This window comes from Pseudomonas sp. H1_A03 (genome assembly GCF_054685145.1).
Genome location: NZ_CP162829.1, coordinates 1,195,619 through 1,213,048 on the forward strand (window position 1 = coordinate 1,195,619; position 17,430 = coordinate 1,213,048).

13 protein-coding genes are annotated in these 17,430 nt (G+C 62.0%); 7 read left to right on the forward strand and 6 right to left on the reverse strand.

Annotation, left to right across the window (positions count from 1 at the left end):
- Positions 1-137: 137 nt before the first annotated feature.
- Positions 138-1,427, reverse strand: coding sequence for an MFS transporter (locus AB4O35_RS05625; RefSeq protein ID WP_065875515.1), 1,290 nt, complete (start codon positions 1,425-1,427; stop codon positions 138-140).
- A 402-nt stretch (positions 1,428-1,829) separates the two neighbouring features.
- On the opposite strand from AB4O35_RS05625, the gene AB4O35_RS05630 reads away from it, so the two are divergent.
- Together AB4O35_RS05630 and AB4O35_RS05635 are read left to right on the forward strand one after the other, a co-directional pair.
- Positions 1,830-2,234, forward strand: a complete 405-nt coding sequence (locus AB4O35_RS05630) for an acyl-CoA thioesterase (protein WP_003176975.1) — start codon at positions 1,830-1,832, stop codon at positions 2,232-2,234.
- 57 nt (positions 2,235-2,291) lie between these two features.
- Positions 2,292-3,191, forward strand: a complete 900-nt coding sequence (locus tag AB4O35_RS05635; RefSeq protein ID WP_065875516.1) for a D-hexose-6-phosphate mutarotase — start codon at positions 2,292-2,294, stop codon at positions 3,189-3,191.
- A 117-nt stretch (positions 3,192-3,308) separates the two neighbouring features.
- On the opposite strand, the gene AB4O35_RS05640 is transcribed toward AB4O35_RS05635, so the two are convergent.
- The 5 genes from AB4O35_RS05640 to AB4O35_RS05660 all read right to left on the reverse strand — a co-directional run bounded on the left by AB4O35_RS05640 (position 3,309) and on the right by AB4O35_RS05660 (position 7,040).
- Positions 3,309-3,845 carry a DUF3299 domain-containing protein gene (locus AB4O35_RS05640; RefSeq protein ID WP_010207590.1) on the reverse strand — a complete coding sequence of 179 codons (537 nt, stop codon included), beginning with the start codon at positions 3,843-3,845 and terminating at the stop codon, positions 3,309-3,311.
- 77 nt (positions 3,846-3,922) lie between these two features.
- Positions 3,923-4,168 carry a GlsB/YeaQ/YmgE family stress response membrane protein gene (locus tag AB4O35_RS05645; RefSeq protein WP_003231726.1) on the reverse strand — a complete coding sequence of 82 codons (246 nt, stop codon included), beginning with the start codon at positions 4,166-4,168 and terminating at the stop codon, positions 3,923-3,925.
- Between the two features lie 106 nt (positions 4,169-4,274).
- Positions 4,275-5,360 carry a 5-(carboxyamino)imidazole ribonucleotide synthase gene (locus AB4O35_RS05650; protein WP_065946070.1) on the reverse strand — a complete coding sequence of 362 codons (1,086 nt, stop codon included), beginning with the start codon at positions 5,358-5,360 and terminating at the stop codon, positions 4,275-4,277.
- Positions 5,361-5,371: 11 nt separating this feature from the next.
- Entirely contained in the window at positions 5,372-5,863 is a 492-nt protein-coding gene (gene purE, locus AB4O35_RS05655) for a 5-(carboxyamino)imidazole ribonucleotide mutase (protein WP_003176980.1), read from the reverse strand.
- A 268-nt stretch (positions 5,864-6,131) separates the two neighbouring features.
- The gene (locus AB4O35_RS05660; RefSeq protein ID WP_065875519.1) at positions 6,132-7,040 is read right to left on the reverse strand and encodes a LysR substrate-binding domain-containing protein; all 909 of its coding nucleotides are present in this window, start codon (positions 7,038-7,040) and stop codon (positions 6,132-6,134) included.
- A gap of 182 nt (positions 7,041-7,222) precedes the next feature.
- Here AB4O35_RS05660 and aspA point away from each other — a divergent pair, with 182 nt between their 5' ends.
- The 5 genes from aspA (at position 7,223) to AB4O35_RS05685 (ending at position 17,325) form a co-directional block, all read left to right on the forward strand.
- Positions 7,223-8,647, forward strand: coding sequence for an aspartate ammonia-lyase (gene aspA, locus AB4O35_RS05665; RefSeq protein ID WP_025854459.1), 1,425 nt, complete (start codon positions 7,223-7,225; stop codon positions 8,645-8,647).
- A gap of 390 nt (positions 8,648-9,037) precedes the next feature.
- Positions 9,038-10,489, forward strand: a complete 1,452-nt coding sequence (locus AB4O35_RS05670; RefSeq protein WP_065875520.1) for an alanine/glycine:cation symporter family protein — start codon at positions 9,038-9,040, stop codon at positions 10,487-10,489.
- Positions 10,490-10,566: 77 nt separating this feature from the next.
- Complete coding sequence (locus AB4O35_RS05675) at positions 10,567-11,544, forward strand: asparaginase (protein ID WP_065875521.1); 978 nt, start codon at positions 10,567-10,569, stop codon at positions 11,542-11,544.
- Positions 11,545-11,652: 108 nt separating this feature from the next.
- A complete protein-coding gene (locus tag AB4O35_RS05680; RefSeq protein ID WP_065946071.1) occupies positions 11,653-16,260 on the forward strand; it encodes a hypothetical protein in 4,608 nt (1,535 codons plus the stop codon).
- Between the two features lie 72 nt (positions 16,261-16,332).
- Complete coding sequence (locus tag AB4O35_RS05685) at positions 16,333-17,325, forward strand: AraC family transcriptional regulator (RefSeq protein ID WP_065880307.1); 993 nt, start codon at positions 16,333-16,335, stop codon at positions 17,323-17,325.
- The last annotated feature ends 105 nt before the right edge of the window (positions 17,326-17,430 follow it).

Below are 17,430 nucleotides of genomic sequence, written 5' to 3' on the forward strand. Positions count from 1 at the left end.
GTATCAGGAGGCCGTGTGAACACTCTATGTCGGGAATGTGACAGTTAGATGAAAGGCCACTATTGGCAAGGGAGGGGATAAAGCGAGGAACGGCCATCACTCCCACGCAGGCCGTGGGAGCGATCGTTATCAAACAATCAGCGGGCGCGCTTCCACAGATACCCACCCACTACCATCCCCATCACACACAGCGCGGCAACGTAGTAGGCCGGGCCCATCGGGCTTTCTTTCATCAACAGCGACACGGCCAGCGGCGTCAGCCCGCCGAACACGGCGTAGGCCACGTTATAGGAGAACGACAACCCGCTGAAGCGCACCACGGGCGGGAAGGCTTTGACCATCACGTATGGCACCACGCCGATGGTGCCTACGAACAGGCCGGTCAAGGCGTACAGCGGGAACAGCCAGTCCGGGTGGGCCATCAGGCTGTGATACAGCGTCCAGGAAGTCGCCAGTAACAGCGCACATCCGCTGATCAGCACGCGGCCAGCGCCGAAGCGGTCGGCCAGGGCGCCCGAGGCGATGCAACCCAGGCTCAGGGTGACGATGGCCAGGCTGTTGGCCTGCAGCGCCACGGTCGGGCTGAAGTGGTAGACGGTTTGCAGCACGGTCGGGGTCATCAGGATGACCACCACGACGCCGGCCGACAGCAGCCAGGTCAGCAGCATCGACAAGACGATGGCGCCACGGTGGTCGCGCAGCACGGCGCGCAATGGCAGCTCGGCGGCCAGGGTCTTGCGTTGCTGCATTTCGGCGAAGATCGGTGTTTCATGCAGCCAACGGCGCAGGTACACCGACAGCAGGCCGAACACACCGCCAAGCAGGAACGGGATCCGCCAGGCGTAATCCGAGACCTGCTCCGGGCTATAAAGCGTGTTGATGGCGGTGGCCACCAGCGAACCCAGCAAAATGCCGGCGGTCAGGCCGCTGGTCAGGGTGCCGCAGGCATAGCCGATATGGCGTGGTGGTACGTGCTCGGAGACAAACACCCAAGCGCCTGGTACTTCGCCACCAATGGCTGCGCCCTGGATGATGCGCATCAACAGCAGCAGGACCGGGGCCCACAGGCCAATCTGTGCGTAAGTCGGCAGCAGGCCCATGATCAGGGTCGGCACGGCCATCATGAAGATGCTCAGGGTGAACATCTTCTTGCGACCCAGCAGGTCACCGAAGTGCGCCATGATGATGCCGCCCAACGGGCGTGCCAGGTAGCCCGCGGCGAAGATGCCGAAGGTCTGCATCATGCGCAGCCATTCGGGCATGTCGACGGGGAAGAAGAGTTTTCCGACCACGGTGGCGAAAAACACGAAAATGATGAAATCATAAAATTCCAGCGCCCCGCCCAAGGCAGACAGCGACAGGGTTTTGTAGTCGTTGCGGGTCAGCGGGCGCGAAGGTTGCGCACTGCTTGCGGGCACGGAGGACATGGCAAGGCTTCTCTTATTAGTCAGAACGGCAAGCCCGAGGTGTTGGCAGGGCCGGAGCAGGTTCGGCAAGATAGCAAATCGCCCGGAAAAGCACACCAGAAGCACAGTTGCCACAAAAAGCCCCCATACAGCCGCGAATTGCCGACCAAATGAGCCCCCAGAGGTCGTCGTGGCGCCAGGGTCCCGATATACTCGGCCCTTACAGGCGCAAGAACCGCAGTCTTGAGGGGCTGCTGTGCCAAAACGTTGTTGGGTGCCGTCCAGCCGATTTGGCAGAGTTTCCCTTTAGTACGCCTTACGAGAAACGCATCACGCGGTGTATGTTGGTGCTGAAACGTTTTTCCATAAGACGGCTATCCACTTGAAATACCCATGAAGCGTCACGGGTCAGAGGCCCTCGGCATGATCGAACTCGAACAAGAAGATCCAATCCCGCAAGGCGATCTCGCCCTGCAAATCACCGCGCTTCCACGTGAAACCAACGGTTTCGGCGATATCTTCGGCGGCTGGCTGGTCGCGCAGATGGACCTCGCCGGCACCGCCATGGCCAGCAAGGTCGCAGGCGGGCGTGTCGCCACCGTGGCGATTGATCGCATGGCGTTCCTTGTGCCGGTTGCGGTGGGCGCGCAGCTTTCCTTCTATACCCAGGCCTTGGAAATCGGCCGCAGCTCGATCCAGATGATGGTCGAAGTGTGGAGCGACGACCCGCTGTCCAGCGAATGGCGCAAGGTCACCGAGGCCGTATTCGTGTTTGTCGCCATCGATGGCAGCGGCCGTACGCGTTCGGTACCGTCACGCGCGCGTTAAACCTCACACGGTTTTGACGGTCAATTGCCCCATTGCCTGCCATTGAAGAGTGTTGCTATGCCTACGCCCCACGTTGAGACCGCGAAAATCGACGAGCTGGATTGCTGGCGCATCCGCCACAACGGCGCCGAACTGATGGTGGCCCAACAGGGTGCACATATCTTCAGTTACGGACGCGACGGCGAGCAGCCGCTGATCTGGCCGAACCCTGACGCGGTGTTCAAGCAAGGCAAAGGCATTCGTACCGGTGTGCCAGTGTGCTGGCCGTGGTTTGGCGTATTCGACCGCAACCCCCAGAGCGTCAAGGCGATGCGTCAAGGCGATCAGCCTGCCGGCGCGCACGGTTTTGCGCGCACGGCACGCTGGGAATTGGCCGGCACCGAGCTTGAAGGCGAGGCATTGCGTGTTGACCTGGTGCTGCCAGTACCTACGGGCGGCTTCCCTGGCTGGCCCCATCTAGTCGACCTGAGGCTGAGCCTGCTGCTCGACGACCAACTGCATATCCGCCTCACCAGCCACAACCGTGGCACTCACACCGTGACCTTCAGCCAGGCGCTGCACACCTATTTCGCCGTGAGCGATGTGCGCAACGTGCAGGTCGAAGGGCTGGACGGATCGGCGTATATCGATACCGCCGACGGCTGGAGCACAAAACAGCAATTCGGGCTGCTGCACTTCACCGGCGAGACCGACCGAATCTACCTGGATACACCAGCGCAGTTGAGCATCATCGATAACGACTGGCAGCGCCGCATCCAGCTCACCAGCCAGGGTTCGAAGTCGACCGTGATCTGGAACCCTTGGACCGAGCGTGCCAAAGCCTTTGATGACATGGCTGATGATGGCTGGACAGGCATGCTGTGCATCGAAACAGCGAATGTGCTGGATGATGTGGTAAGCCTGGCACCCGGTGAAAGCCACACGCTGGGCGTGAGCATCGCCGGTATCGCCCTGTAAACGCTGATCAAAATGTGGGAGCTGGCTTGCCTGCGATGCAGAAGATTCGGTGTATCAGTGATACCGAGCCGATGCTATCGCAGGCAAGCCAGCTCCCACACTGATTGGTGTTGAGCCCTAGAGATCAGATTCCTTCACCACCCGCACCTTCCCCGCATCCAGGGCATAGGCGGCGTCGGCCAAATCGTTGTTGACCTTCTCCACCTTCAACGTGCCCGTGACCCACAGCGGTGTGTAGATATCATCCAGCTTCAGCCCTTTGGGATAACGCACCAACACTAATTGGTTAGGCGGCGGTGGCGGCACATGGATACACGCGCCCGGATACGGCACCAGGAAGAACAGCGTGCTGCGGCCCTTGGCGTCGGTTTCCAACGGCACCGGGTAACCGCCGATGCGGATGTTCTTGCCGTTCATGGCCGCCACGGTCTTGGTGGAATACATCACCGCCGGCAAGCCTTTGCTTTGCTTCAAGCCGCCTTTGTCGGTAAAGGTGCCTTGGGCTTCGGGCGAGTTGTGGTCGATCTCGGGCATGGCTTCGAGGGCTTTTTGATCCGACAGCGGCATCAGGTCGAGCCAGTCGGTTTCCGGCAGTTCGCCGGCGTGTGCCAGGCCAGGGCCCAGCAAGAGGAGAGTCAATAGAAGACGGCGCATGGAGAAGCTCGGCAAGTACAAGTGCCGAGCATTCTAGCCCTCTGCGCCTGCGCAGCGCAGAGGACTTTGTCGGCTGATTACTTTCTTTTGATCAGGCCGTAGATCACCAGCAGCACGATGGCGCCGACCAAGGCACCGAGGAAGCCTGCGCCTTGACCCGCCTGGTAGATACCCAGTGCCTGACCACCGTAGGTAGCGGCCAGGGAGCCGGCGATACCCAACAGGATGGTCATGATCCAGCCCATGCTGTCGTCGCCAGGCTTGAGGAAACGCGCGAGCAGACCGACGATCAAGCCGATGAAGATGGTTCCGATGATACCCATGGCATTTCCCTCTGATTGAATGTGAGTCATGCCAAAGCCTAGCCAGGCTTTAGCATCCTGCAATCAGAGAGACGACGGTGACCAATGGTTCCCGCCGCCCCTCGGCTTATTGCTCGGCGATCAGCGCTTCGACCTTGAGGATCTGCGCTTGCAGCGTCGCGCGGTCCTTGCAGCGCAGGTTGGCGTGACCGACCTTGCGCCCGGCCTTGAAGGCTTTGCCGTAGTGATGCAGGTGGCAGTCATCGATCGCAATCACACGCTCAACCGGCGGTACCACACCGATGAAGTTGAGCATGGCGCTTTCGCCGACCTTGGCCGTGGAACCCAGCGGCAAGCCCGCAACCGCCCGCAGGTGGTTTTCGAACTGGCTGCACTCGGCACCTTCGGTGGTCCAGTGCCCGGAGTTGTGCACGCGCGGGGCGATTTCGTTGGCCTTCAGGCCACCGTCGACTTCAAAGAACTCGAACGCCATCACGCCCACATAGTCCAGTTGCTTGAGCACACGGCTGGAATAATCTTCGGCCAGTGCCTGCAACGGGTGATCGGTGCTGGCCACGGACAGCTTGAGAATGCCGCTGTCGTGGGTGTTGTGCACCAACGGGTAAAAGCGGGTTTCGCCATCACGGGCACGCACAGCGATCAGCGAGACTTCGCCGGTGAACGGCACGAAGCCTTCCAACAGGCACGCGACGCTGCCCAATTCGGCAAAGGTACCGACCACATCGGCGGCAGTGCGCAGGACTTTCTGGCCCTTGCCGTCATAACCCAGGGTGCGGGTTTTCAGCACGGCCGGCAGGCCGATGTTGGCGACAGCGGCGTCCAGGTCTGCCTGGGACTGGATGTCGGCGAAGGCCGGGGTCGGAATGCCCAGGTCCTTGAACATGCTTTTCTCGAACCAGCGGTCGCGGGCAATGCGCAAGGCTTCTGCGCTCGGATAGACCGGCACGAACTGCGACAGGAACGCTACGGTTTCAGCCGGGACGCTTTCGAACTCGAAGGTCACCAGGTCGACTTCGTCGGCCAGCTGGCGCAGGTGGTCCGGGTCGCTGTAGTCAGCCCGCAGGTGTTCACCCAAGGCGGACGCGCAGGCGTCCGGCGCCGGGTCCAGGAAAGCGAAGTTCATCCCCAGCGGGGTGCCCGCCAAGGCCAGCATGCGGCCCAGTTGGCCGCCACCGATTACACCGATTTTCATCGTCAACAACCTCAGGCGATACGTGGGTCTGGATTGTCCAGCACGCTGTCTGTCTGCTCAGCGCGGAATTTTTTCAGCACCGCGTGGAACTGCGGGTGCTTGGCGCCCAGGATGCTGGCGGACAGCAAAGCGGCGTTGATCGCGCCGGCCTTGCCGATCGCCAGGGTCGCCACCGGAATGCCGGCTGGCATCTGCACGATGGACAACAGCGAATCCACGCCCGAGAGCATCGCCGACTGCACCGGCACACCAAGTACCGGCAGGTGCGTCTTGGCCGCGCACATGCCTGGCAAGTGCGCTGCACCGCCGGCACCGGCGATGATCACCTCGATGCCACGGGATTCTGCTTCATCGGCATACTGGAACAGCAAATCCGGGGTGCGGTGGGCGGAGACCACCTTCACTTCGTACGGAATGCCGAGTTTTTCCAGCATATCGGCGGTGTGGCTAAGGGTGGACCAATCGGACTTGGAGCCCATGATCACGCCAACCAATGCACTCATCGTCGTGCCTCTTCTCTCTGGGCGCCCGCGGGCGCGTCAAAAAACAACAAGCCACGCGGGAAATCCGGCGTGGCTTGTTGTACGAAATTGGGCCGGTTGGACCGGCCGAAGGCCGCGCAGTATACCGTAATAATTAAGATAAACAGCCCCTTGGATGACCATCTGTCTAGCGGCGCAAAGTGGCGGTTTTATTGACTTATGAGTCAGTCCAAGGCGCTGGAGAATCATGTGGGAGCAAGCCCGCTCCCACATTTGATGTTCGTCGCTCTCAGGTGCCTTGCGCCGCGCCACCTTCCAACTTGCGCCACAACAACCGCACGTTCGCCTTGCGCACCAACGCACAGCGATACAAACGAATCTCCAGCGGCACGTGCCATTGCGGCCCGCCGCACACCACCAATTCCCCGCGCGCCAGTTCAGCGCGCACGCTGAGCTGCGGCACCCAGGCGATACCCAACCCTTCCAAGGCCATGCTTTTGAGGCTGTCCGCCATGGCGGTTTCGTAAACCGTGGTAAAGCGCAGCGCACGCTGGCGCAGCAGCAAGTGCACCGAACGCCCGAGAAACGCACCGGCGCTGTAGGCCAGCAATGGCACGCTGCCCTCGCCTTCCAGGTCAAACAACGGTTTGCCGTCGGCATCGGCGGCGCACACCGGGAGCATTTCGGTGTTGCCCAAGTGCAGCGACGGGAAGATTTCGGCATCCATTTGCATGGCGGCATCGGGGTCGTAGAACGCCAGCATCAGGTCGCAGCCGCCCTCGCGAAGGGCGTGCACGGCGTCACCAACGTTAGTGGCGACTAACCGCGTGGCGATGTTCAGGCCTTCGTTGCGCAGTTGCGCGATCCAACGTGGGAAGAAACCCAATGCCAGGGAGTGAGCGGCCGCCACTTGCATGACCTCTCCCTGCCCGCCTTCCAGGTGATGCAAATGGCGCAGCACTTCACCGAGCTGCTCGACCACTGTGCGCGCGGTGACCAGGAACAACTGCCCCGCCGCCGTCAGCTCCACGGGGGTGCGGGAGCGGTTGACCAAGGTCAGGCCCAGCGCGGCTTCCAGGCTGCGGATGCGTCGGCTGAACGCCGGCTGGGTGACGAAGCGCCGTTCTGCCGCCTGGGAAAAACTGCGCGTTGCCGCCAGGGCGCTGAAGTCTTCCAGCCATTTGCTCTCAAGGTTCATCACTTCCTCCCACGGGTACGCACCATTTTGGCACACACGCCCGCCATCATAGCTGGGTCACACGCGCATTATGCCGTTTGTGCATAGGCCAGTGTTTAACAGCATTGGCCCAAAAACGTCTACACGCCTAGCATTCGCAGCGTTCCGGCCTGTTCCGGGTCCCTATCGAGATGATTTCCGTCATGTCCTCCGCTGCATCATTCCGCACAGAAAAAGACCTGCTTGGCGTACTCGAAGTACCTGCCCAAGCGTATTACGGCATCCAGACCCTGCGAGCGGTGAATAACTTCCGCCTCTCGGGCGTTCCGATTTCGCATTACCCGAAATTGGTGGTCGGCCTGGCAATGGTCAAGCAAGCAGCCGCTGACGCCAACCGCGAGTTGGGCCAGCTCAGCGAAGCCAAGCACGCTGCCATCAGCGAAGCCTGTGCCCGCCTGATCCGCGGCGATTTCCACGAAGAGTTCGTGGTGGACATGATTCAAGGCGGCGCCGGCACTTCAACCAACATGAATGCCAACGAAGTCATCGCCAACATCGCGTTGGAGGCCATGGGCCACAACAAGGGCGAATACCAGTACCTGCACCCGAACAACGACGTGAACATGGCGCAGTCGACTAACGACGCCTACCCGACCGCGATCCGCCTGGGTCTGCTGCTGGGCCATGACGCGCTGCTGGCCAGCCTCGACAGCCTGATCCAGGCGTTCGCTGCCAAGGGCGTCGAGTTCAGCCACGTGCTGAAAATGGGCCGCACCCAATTGCAAGACGCCGTGCCGATGACCCTCGGCCAGGAATTCCGCGCCTTCGCAACCACCCTGGGTGAAGACCTCGCACGCCTGAAAACCCTGGCACCGGAGCTGTTGACCGAAGTGAACCTGGGCGGCACCGCCATCGGTACCGGCATCAACGCCGACCCGCGCTACCAGGCCCTGGCGGTACAACGCTTGGCCGTGATCAGCGGCCAGCCGGTCGTACCGGCCGCCGACCTGATCGAAGCCACCTCCGACATGGGCGCGTTCGTGCTGTTCTCCGGCATGCTCAAGCGTACCGCAGTAAAACTGTCGAAGATTTGCAACGACCTGCGCCTGCTGTCCAGCGGCCCACGTACCGGCATCAACGAAATCAACCTGCCGGCACGCCAGCCAGGCAGCTCGATCATGCCCGGCAAGGTCAACCCGGTCATCCCGGAAGCCGTTAACCAGGTCGCGTTCCAAGTCATCGGCAACGACCTGGCGCTGACCATGGCAGCGGAAGGCGGCCAACTGCAACTGAACGTGATGGAGCCGCTGATCGCCTTCAAGATCTTCGACTCGATCCGCCTGCTGCAACGCGCCATGGACATGCTGCGCGAGCACTGCATCGTCGGCATCACCGCCAACGAAGCCCGCTGTCGCGAACTGGTGGAGCATTCCATCGGCCTGGTCACCGCGCTGAACCCTTACATCGGCTACGAAAACGCTACCCGCATCGCACGTATCGCCCTTGAAAGCGGGCGTGGCGTGCTGGAACTGGTGCGCGAAGAAGGCTTGCTCGACGACGCCATGCTCGACGACATCCTGCGCCCCGAAAACATGATTGCCCCACGTTTGGTCCCGTTGAAGGCCTAAGCGTTTGTTGCACCGCTCACCAGGTTGAGGGACTAGACACCTCTCACCTTTTGAGGGCCTGAAGGCTCGTTCTTCAGGCCCTTTTTTTGCCTTGAGGTTGCGAAATGACGCCCATAAAAACTCCAATATCGCCCTGCAAACCCACCTTGACCGCCACTGCGTGGCTGAAACCTTTAATCAGCCCGAGCAGACGAATCACGTTCGCCTAGGTATAGTGCCGCCCCTCTCGCGTCTGCGGCCGTCGGTAACGAGGCCCTCAAACAGCGCGAAACCGCATGAATAACAACCCGCAAAAGGATTGGGGTCGAACTGTCGCGCACTGCCTGGTGCGATGCGACGGCGTTGAACCGTCCTGCGTTTGCCATTAGAAAAATCAGCGAGGAACACTCCATGCTCGAAGTCATCAACGACTTCCTCTCAGGGAAAGTACTGATCGTGCTCATTGTCGGGCTCGGCGGTTATTTCACGATTCGCTCGCGTTTCGTTCAATTGCGTCACTTCTTCCACATGTTTTCGGTGTTTAAAGACAGCCTCAAGAGCAGCTCGGGCCAGCTCAGCTCGTTCCAGGCGCTGATGCTCAGCCTGGCCGGCCGTGTGGGTGCCGGTAACATTGCCGGTGTCGGCATTGCCGTGACCCTGGGTGGCCCGGGCGCCGTGTTCTGGATGTGGGTCACCGCGTTGGTGGGCATGTCGTCGAGTTTCATCGAGTGCTCCCTCGGCCAGCTGTACAAACGCACCGACGCCGAAGGCACCTACCGTGGCGGCCCGGCTTACTACATCCAGCACGGCCTGCAAAAACGCTGGTTGGGGATGGTCATGGCGTTCCTGCTGTTGGTGACGTTCGGCTTTGCCTTCAACGGCCTGCAAGCGCACGCCGTGACGCACTCGCTGAACAACGCCTTTGGCCTGGACACCACCTACACCGGCCTGGCGCTGGCAGTATTGCTGGGCCTGGTGTTCATCGGCGGGATCAAGCGCATCGCTTCGATCGCCGACCTGCTGGTGCCAGTCAAGACCTTGGTCTACATCGCGGTAACCCTGTACGTGATCGTGCTGCAATTCGACCACGTGCCAGCCATGCTCGCGACCATCGTCAAGAGTGCCTTCGGCCTCGACCAAGCCTTCGGTGGCCTGGTGGGCAGCGCGATCATCATGGGTGTGAAACGCGGCGTGTTCGCCAACGAAGCCGGCTTGGGCAGTGCGCCTAACGTGGCGGCGGTGGCTTCCGTGGAACACCCGATTGCCCAAGGCGTGGTCCAGGCGTTCAGCGTGTTCCTCGACACCTTCGTGATCTGCACCTGTACGGCATTGCTGATCCTGCTTTCCGGTTTCTACACCCCAGGTTTTGAAGGCGACGGCATTGCCCTGACCCAGAACTCCCTGGCAGCCGTGGTCGGCGATTGGGGCCGCATGTTCATCTCGGTGGCCCTGGCGTTGTTCGTGTTCACCTCGATCATGTACAACTACTACCTGGGCGAGAGCAACCTGCGCTTTTTGGTCGGCAACAACCGCAAGGTGTTGATGGGCTATCGCGCGCTGGTGCTGGTGCTGATTTTCTGGGGTTCCATCGAAAACCTCGGCACCGTGTTCGCCTTCGCCGACATCACCATGACGATGCTGGCGTTCGTTAACCTGTTCGCCCTGGCGTTTCTGTTCAAGATCGCTATGCGCATCCTGAATGACTACGACAACCAGCGCGCGGCGGGCATCAAGACCCCGGTGTTCGATTCCAGCCAGTTCCCTGACCTGGACCTGGACCGCAAGGCCTGGCCGGCCAACCCGGTGAAGTCCGAGCCAGCGGCTCAAGCGTCGGCTGAACTGAACGCTCAACCGCAACGCTAAGCCTAGAGAGATGACACGCCGCCCGGCCTTGGGCATGCTCTGGGCCCGGCGGCGTTTTTCGTTCAGGAGAATCTTCGATGCAATCAGCCAACAACGTGATGGTGCTCTACACCGGCGGCACCATCGGCATGCAGGCCAGCGCCAACGGCCTGGCCCCGGCATCCGGTTTCGAAGCGCGCATGCGCGAGCAACTGGCCGACGCGCAGGTGCCGACGTGGCGCTTTCTGGAAATGTCACCGCTGATCGACAGCGCCAATATGACCCCCGCCTACTGGCAGCGCCTGCGCACCGCCGTCGTTGAGGCCGTGGACGCAGGCTGCGATGCCGTATTGATCCTGCACGGTACCGACACCCTGGCCTACAGTGCGGCGGCCATGAGCTTCCAACTGCTGGGCCTGCCGGCACCGGTGGTGTTCACCGGCTCGATGCTGCCCGCCGGCGTGCCCGACAGTGATGCCTGGGAAAACGTCAGCGGCGCGCTGCAAGCCTTGGGCAAAGGCTTGGCGCCAGGTGTGCACTTGTACTTCCATGGCGCGCTGATGGACCCGACGCGCTGCGCGAAAATCCGCAGCTTCGGGCGCCATCCCTTCGCCGCCTTGCAACGCCAGGGCGGTGTGCCGCGCGCCACCGCCTTGCCTGCTGCGTTGGACTATCGCCAAGCCAAGGGCCTCGCCACGGTCGGCGTACTGCCGCTGGTGCCGGGTATCGACGCGGCGGTGCTGGACGCAGTGATCGGCAGCGGCATTCAGGCGTTGATCCTGGAGTGCTTCGGCAGCGGCACCGGGCCAAGCGATAACCCTGGGTTCCTCGCCAGCCTCCAGCGTGCGCAGGACCAGGGAGTGGTGGTGGTTGCGGTCACTCAATGCCATGAAGGCGGCGTGGAACTGGATGTCTACGAAGCCGGCAGCCGTTTGCGCGGCGTGGGCGTGCTGTCCGGTGGCGGCATGACCCGCGAAGCGGCCTTCGGCAAGCTCAATGCACTGATCGGCAGCGGTTTGTCGTCCGACGAGACTCGAAGCCTGGTGGAAACCAACCTGTGCGGCGAACTGGGCTGACCCGCCGCCGTACATAAACACCGCCAAGCCTGGCCGAGCGATTTCTAGCATGACAGCACCCGAGGCACGACCTCGGGCGTTGCCATCACTCGCTCATCAGGACTTGCCATGCCCGCCGCCAGCTCCACCGCCCCTCAACGGCACAACGCCGCCGCCGCCCTGCTCACCCAACTGTCCATCGGCCCCGCCTTTCGCGAAGTCGCCGCCCTGCTGCTGCGCGAACAATTGCAGGAACGCTACCCGCACCTGGACATCAACCCCGACATTGCCATGGTCGGCACGGCCACCTGGAAAATCGTCGAAGACCAGGTGCTCACCGGCCCCACCCACTACCATGCACTGACCGATATCCTCGAACGCCAAGCGGTGTCGGGGGTGCCTGCCCTGTACATCGAAGGCGAACATTTCCTCACGCAACAACCCATCGTCGAGCCGGCGTTGCACCTGCCGGTGCGCATCCAGGACATCGCAAGGATCCTCAACCTGCTGGCACCAGTGATGCTGCGGGCCTATCAGCAGCGGCAACTGGATTTCTGGAACCAGCCCACCGGCAGCAGCGCCGCTCACTGGTATGAGCTGGCCGACACGCTGCGCAGCGTGTGGAACGTGGAGCAGGCACCGGGCTGGAGCAAGGACGATTGCCTGATCGCGCGCCAGGTGTCCCTCGCGCCAGACCTGGCCTATCGAAAAAGCCAAAACTCCTACGCCACCCGCGCCTATGTGCTGGACATCGATGGCGTGGACCCCGACGGCACCGCGCACCACCTGGACGATCACTTGATCACGGTGCTGATCGGCAAACAGCAGGAACAGGAAATCATCCTCTCCTATTCGCCGTTGCTCGGCTATCACCGCTACACCTCGCTGGCCAAGTTGGGCGGGCAAGTCCTCGACTGGGTGGATCCGTCCAAGAACCACACGAAAATCCAGTGGCGCCTGGTCGAACCCGAGGGGGACTTTTTCGACTACCTGGCCTGCGAACTGGTGACGCTCCAGATCAAGGCCATCGGCGCCATCGACTTTGCCACCCTGCTGGACGATGCCAGCGATGCGCCGCTTGCCGCGCCGCCCAGCACCGAGCTTGCGGGCAAGGGCCCAGGTCCGCAGTGGTTCCAGCAGGCCTTGCCGGCGTGGCTCAGCGTGGCGCCCACCTCGGACCTGATCGCTTATTCGCGGCATATGAAGGACCTCGCGGCCCTCAATAACCGCAATGCAGGGGCGTCTTATCAGGATGGCATCGTGCCGATCCGCCAATACGCTCAGGAGCAGCTTCAGGCACAGATGCTCAAGGAGCATCCCGACGCCACCCACCTGATGCTCGACCGCTTTGACATCGTGGTGCAACGCCCGGTGATGTGGGGCACATTCGTGGTGCCTGGACAGATTGAAACTTCAGTGTTCAGCCTTGTGGACCTGGCCCTGCAAAACCTTATCGCCCTGCCCTGGGGCTCCCGCGCACTGCGCCCGAAAGGCGGCCAGGACCTGCCCGACTGGCTGACCATTGAGTATGTGAAAAACCTGATCACCCAAGTCGATATCGGTCGCACTTACCCGGCCCTGATCAAAACCACACTGCTCGACGACCCGCAGGTCAGCGCCCAGCGCCAGCAGCTCTACAGCCAGCACTTGCGCGTGCAACTGCCGTTGCTGGCACTGCAATGCAAGATCCGCGGGGAAGCCGGGATCGACGAGCGTGGCTACCGCTACGTGGTCGCGGTGATGGCAGACGAGGTGGCCGACCGCCAGGTGGATGGCTATCCGATCGTCATACGGCCACTGGCGTTTTCCCCCACGCGGCGGCTGGATAACTCGCAGGATGTCGTGGCGAATATGTTCGTGATCGCCCCGCAAGACCCTTCAGCCGGGCCCTGCCTGTTGTACCGGCCGCTGCTGGACCAACCCCTGAGCCAATACCCTTCACCCAGCAACTTGCTGTATGCCATCCAGCAATCCACCAGCCTGCGCGAATCGGTGCTGGCGTGGTTGCCTGACGACGTGCGCAGTGACTACGCCCGCTATGTGTTTCCCGGCGCATTGCCGTCGCCTTGGGCGGTGGTGGACTTCCTGGTAGACCCACTCAAGGCCTGGACCATGGGCGGGCCGATCGTTTTAGGCGAGCCGCCGCTCAATGGCGAGCCGCTCGCCGCCTTGTTCAAGGCCAACGCCAATGCCTTGGTAGAGCTGGCAGACCGGCAGTCGGTGTCCAATGTCGAGGCGCGCTGGGCCAGCTTCAAACACGCTGGCTGGTTGATCTTCAATAGCACCTTGCCGTTTCTCGGCGGTGCGGTGGGCGCCGCCGCGTGGATCTGGCAGATCATGGAGCAGTTGCAGGCGGTTGCCGATGCGCAGCAGCAACCGGATGAACAAGCCGCCTGGGCGGCCTTCACCGATCTGCTGCTGAACCTCGGCGTGGCGATCGCGTTGCACTGTGTGAGCCGTAACGCGCCACGCCGCACTGGTAAGGCGAGCACGCCCCATGCGCCACCCCGCTCGTTGCTCAAACCCGTACCGGCGGTGGTCAAGCTGGCGACTGTCGCCCCCGAGCAACTGGCCGAAAACCATACGCGCCCGGTGCACACCAGCGGCGCGGTGAACCGCTCGCCTGCGCGCCTGGGCATCGTACTCGACAGCTTCAAGGTGGAAAAACCCGCCGCCCTGGGCGACCCCATCAGCACCACCGGTCCCCTCCAGCATCTGTGCCAGATCGGTCACGACTACTATGCCCTGGTGGGTGCGCGCTGGTTCCAGGTGCGCGTCGATGAAAACGACAGCGTGATTATCGTCGACCCCAAGCGCCCCGGTCGCACCGGACCGTCGCTGATCAGCAACCGCCTGGGTGCCTGGTTTGTCGATACGCGCCTGCGCCTGCGCGGTGGCGGCCCCAAGCGCTTGATCAGCAAAGCCCAGACCCTCGCGCAAAAGCGCGCCGAGGTGTTGCGCAAACAGTTGAGCGATTTCGAGGCCGAGAAGAAAAAGGCCCAGGATGAATTGCAGCAGGCACACAGGGCCATGTCAGAGCCCGGCCCTTCCACATCGACCGCCGCCAAGCGGCGCCAATACCTGCAAAAACTGCACACCCAGAGCGAAGACTACGAAAGTGCCTTGCAGAACCTCAAAGAGCTGAACCTGCATGCGCCATTACCGGACTACCCGCAAAAAGCCCTCAACTACGTCAAGGCCCAGACCGAACTGACCAGCGCCGGCATCCGCGAAACCATGACCGAGTTCACCCCCGCGCTGCGGTCGGTGCTGGACCTGATTGAACGCCAGGCCGACGAGCCTCAGGATCGCTACATTGAAGAAGCCCAGCGCATGAATACCCTGAGCCAGGAAATGCTCACGCACTTGGAATACATGCAGACCCGCTTCACTGAACTGCAGAAACTGGCCAAGGACGGCACCCGGCTGATCAGTACGACCCAGGGCACTTTGCCGGCCTACAGTGTCGATGATCTAAAAGCCCTGCAAGTGACCATGGCGCGCAACCTGTGCCTGCCCAAAGATACCCTTGCCAGCCTGCCGGAAGCCTGGCAGACCATCGACCAGATTGTCGACAGCGCCGATGTGGCCCTGCAATGCCTGCGCGACACCTTGCGCGAACACAGCGACAGCCGCCTCGATGAACGCATCGACACCTTGAGCAGCCTGGTGGAACAGTTCCAGTTGCTTGATGAGCGCCTGACGGACTTCACCGAGCAATACGCCGATCACGCCATCCAGGCCCCCGTCCAAGGCCTGCGCGAGCAATTTGCCGCGTTCAACCGGCGTGCGATCAGCAACCTGGCCTTGCTCAGTGCCGAACGCACTATCCTGAAAAACCGCCCCACGCCGCTCCCGACCCCGCCCCGGCCGCAGAAAAAGTTCATCCGCACCCGCTACAGTGGCTTGCTGATCGGTGAACCGCGCCTATCGGATGTCGGGCAGGAAACCGGCCTGGTGGATATTCGCTCGCCGCTGACGCATAAAGTGGTCGCGACCTACCATGAAAAAAACCAGGGCATATGGGTCGAGCGCCTGAAAACACCCCCCCACAGTCCACCGGTGGTGGATTTGCTACAGAGCATCGTCAACGGCCAGGACCTGCTCGACACGCTGCCCGCTTTCCTGCAACGCGCCGAAACCCATGCCGCCCAGGCAGACCGCACACCCATCGGCATCGAACACCTGTATCACCACCGCGCCCTGCAACTGGAAAAGGCCATGGCCGCCATCGACACGGCGTTGACCCGCAGCAATGCGACAGGCAGCTCGAACCTGTCGGCCAGCACGGTTAACAAAGCGCTGAATGCGGCGGCTGAAAATCTCTACCGGCAAAGCAACGTGCACGTGGAAAAACTGCTCAAGCAGCGCCCGCCGACGGTGGCGGCGGTGCAATGGCTCAAAAGCCATAACGCGATCAGCATCAAGAAAACCCAGACTCGTCGCCGCGTGAAAAGCCTGCGTCCGGACTACCTGGACGAGTACACCATCAGCGAACGCGGCACCCAGCAAGTGCTTTGGTATGCACACTTTCACTACAGCACCAGCTGGATTCCGGCCAAGGCATACCTCAGTGCGCGCCTCAAAACCGTGGAGGAACACCGCGTGGGCCTCGCTGCCGACAGTCCAACGCGCCTGAACAATGCACAGAAAACCGCGTTCTACCGCAGCGAGATCAGCCTGGAACAGGCACGCCAGCTGTTTTTCGAGAACACCGAGCTGGCGACTCAACCCTGACCGGCAACCCGCGTCAGGGCACGCGGCACACAACTTGCTCCATTGCCCCCTATACCCCGGCGCCGAGTTCCTATGCTGCATTCACACCTGACCACCCTCAATGCCGTCTCGCTGGTGCTGGCGACCTTCAAGGACCTGGGCTTGCCCAGCGAGGCTCTGCTCGCCGGCAGCGGCATAGGCACCGCAGACTTGAGCCACGCCGACACGCGCATCACCACCTTCCAGGAGATGCAGGTGTGCGCCAACGCCGTGGCGCGCAAACGTGACATTGGCCTGGATCTGGGCCGGCGCATGCATGTGTCAGCCTACGGCATGCTCGGTTACGCCCTGCTCACCTGTGCCACCTTCGGTGACGCTTTGAGGTTGGCGCTACGCTACCCGGCGCTGTTGGGAACACTTTTCGAACTGAGCCTGGAGGCGGATGGGGAATGTATCTGGCTGACCGCCAGCGACTACCGGGAAAACCCGGCCCTGACCGCGTTCAACGTGGAACTGTGCCTGGTGTCGCTCAAGGTGATCTGCGATGACCTGCTAGGAAGGCCCCTGCCGTTGCTGGGCGCACGTTTTGAGTATGCGGCGCCGAACTACCAGGCCCGTTACGCCGAATCATTCGATTGCCGGCTGCAGTTCAATGGGCCGTCCAATGCCTTTGCCTTCAACCGAAGCTGGCTCAATCAACCGCTGCCCCTGGCCGACACCGTCACCCATCGCGCCATGGCTGAGCGTTGCCGTAAACAGAACACCGAATTCACCGGGCGCCAAGCCTGGCTCGGGCGCGTGCGCCACCTACTCGGCGCGCAACTGCATGCGGCGCCGGGCCTGGAAGGGCTGGCCGGGCAGATGAACTGCTCACCACGCACCCTGCGCCGACACTTGCACGCCCTCGGGTGCAGCTACCAGGAACTGCTCGACGAACTGCGCTTCGAGCGCGCCAAGCAATGGCTGGGGGAGGATCAACTGCCGATCTGGCGCATCGCCGAGCAACTGGGTTTCAGTGAGACCGCAAGCTTTCGCCACGCCTTCGTGCGCTGGAGCGGCGTGGCCCCGAGTCACTTCCGCCCTTGATAAGCGCACGGGCGCACAAGCAAGGGGCGAATAACGGACACACCCGTTGGCCACTTCGATCCCCTTTTGGCCGCTCCTGCCGTTCTCTGGAAGCCCGCGCCCCGC

Coding starts and splice junctions, on each gene's coding strand:
- AB4O35_RS05625 (WP_065875515.1), bottom strand. CDS start 1,427: ATGTCCTCCGTGCCCGCAAGCAGTGCGCAACCTTCGCGCCCGCTGACC.
- AB4O35_RS05630 (WP_003176975.1), top strand. CDS start 1,830: ATGATCGAACTCGAACAAGAAGATCCAATCCCGCAAGGCGATCTCGCC.
- AB4O35_RS05635 (WP_065875516.1), top strand. CDS start 2,292: ATGCCTACGCCCCACGTTGAGACCGCGAAAATCGACGAGCTGGATTGC.
- AB4O35_RS05640 (WP_010207590.1), bottom strand. CDS start 3,845: ATGCGCCGTCTTCTATTGACTCTCCTCTTGCTGGGCCCTGGCCTGGCA.
- AB4O35_RS05645 (WP_003231726.1), bottom strand. CDS start 4,168: ATGGGTATCATCGGAACCATCTTCATCGGCTTGATCGTCGGTCTGCTC.
- AB4O35_RS05650 (WP_065946070.1), bottom strand. CDS start 5,360: ATGAAAATCGGTGTAATCGGTGGCGGCCAACTGGGCCGCATGCTGGCC.
- purE (WP_003176980.1), bottom strand. CDS start 5,863: ATGAGTGCATTGGTTGGCGTGATCATGGGCTCCAAGTCCGATTGGTCC.
- AB4O35_RS05660 (WP_065875519.1), bottom strand. CDS start 7,040: ATGAACCTTGAGAGCAAATGGCTGGAAGACTTCAGCGCCCTGGCGGCA.
- aspA (WP_025854459.1), top strand. CDS start 7,223: ATGTCCTCCGCTGCATCATTCCGCACAGAAAAAGACCTGCTTGGCGTA.
- AB4O35_RS05670 (WP_065875520.1), top strand. CDS start 9,038: ATGCTCGAAGTCATCAACGACTTCCTCTCAGGGAAAGTACTGATCGTG.
- AB4O35_RS05675 (WP_065875521.1), top strand. CDS start 10,567: ATGCAATCAGCCAACAACGTGATGGTGCTCTACACCGGCGGCACCATC.
- AB4O35_RS05680 (WP_065946071.1), top strand. CDS start 11,653: ATGCCCGCCGCCAGCTCCACCGCCCCTCAACGGCACAACGCCGCCGCC.
- AB4O35_RS05685 (WP_065880307.1), top strand. CDS start 16,333: ATGCTGCATTCACACCTGACCACCCTCAATGCCGTCTCGCTGGTGCTG.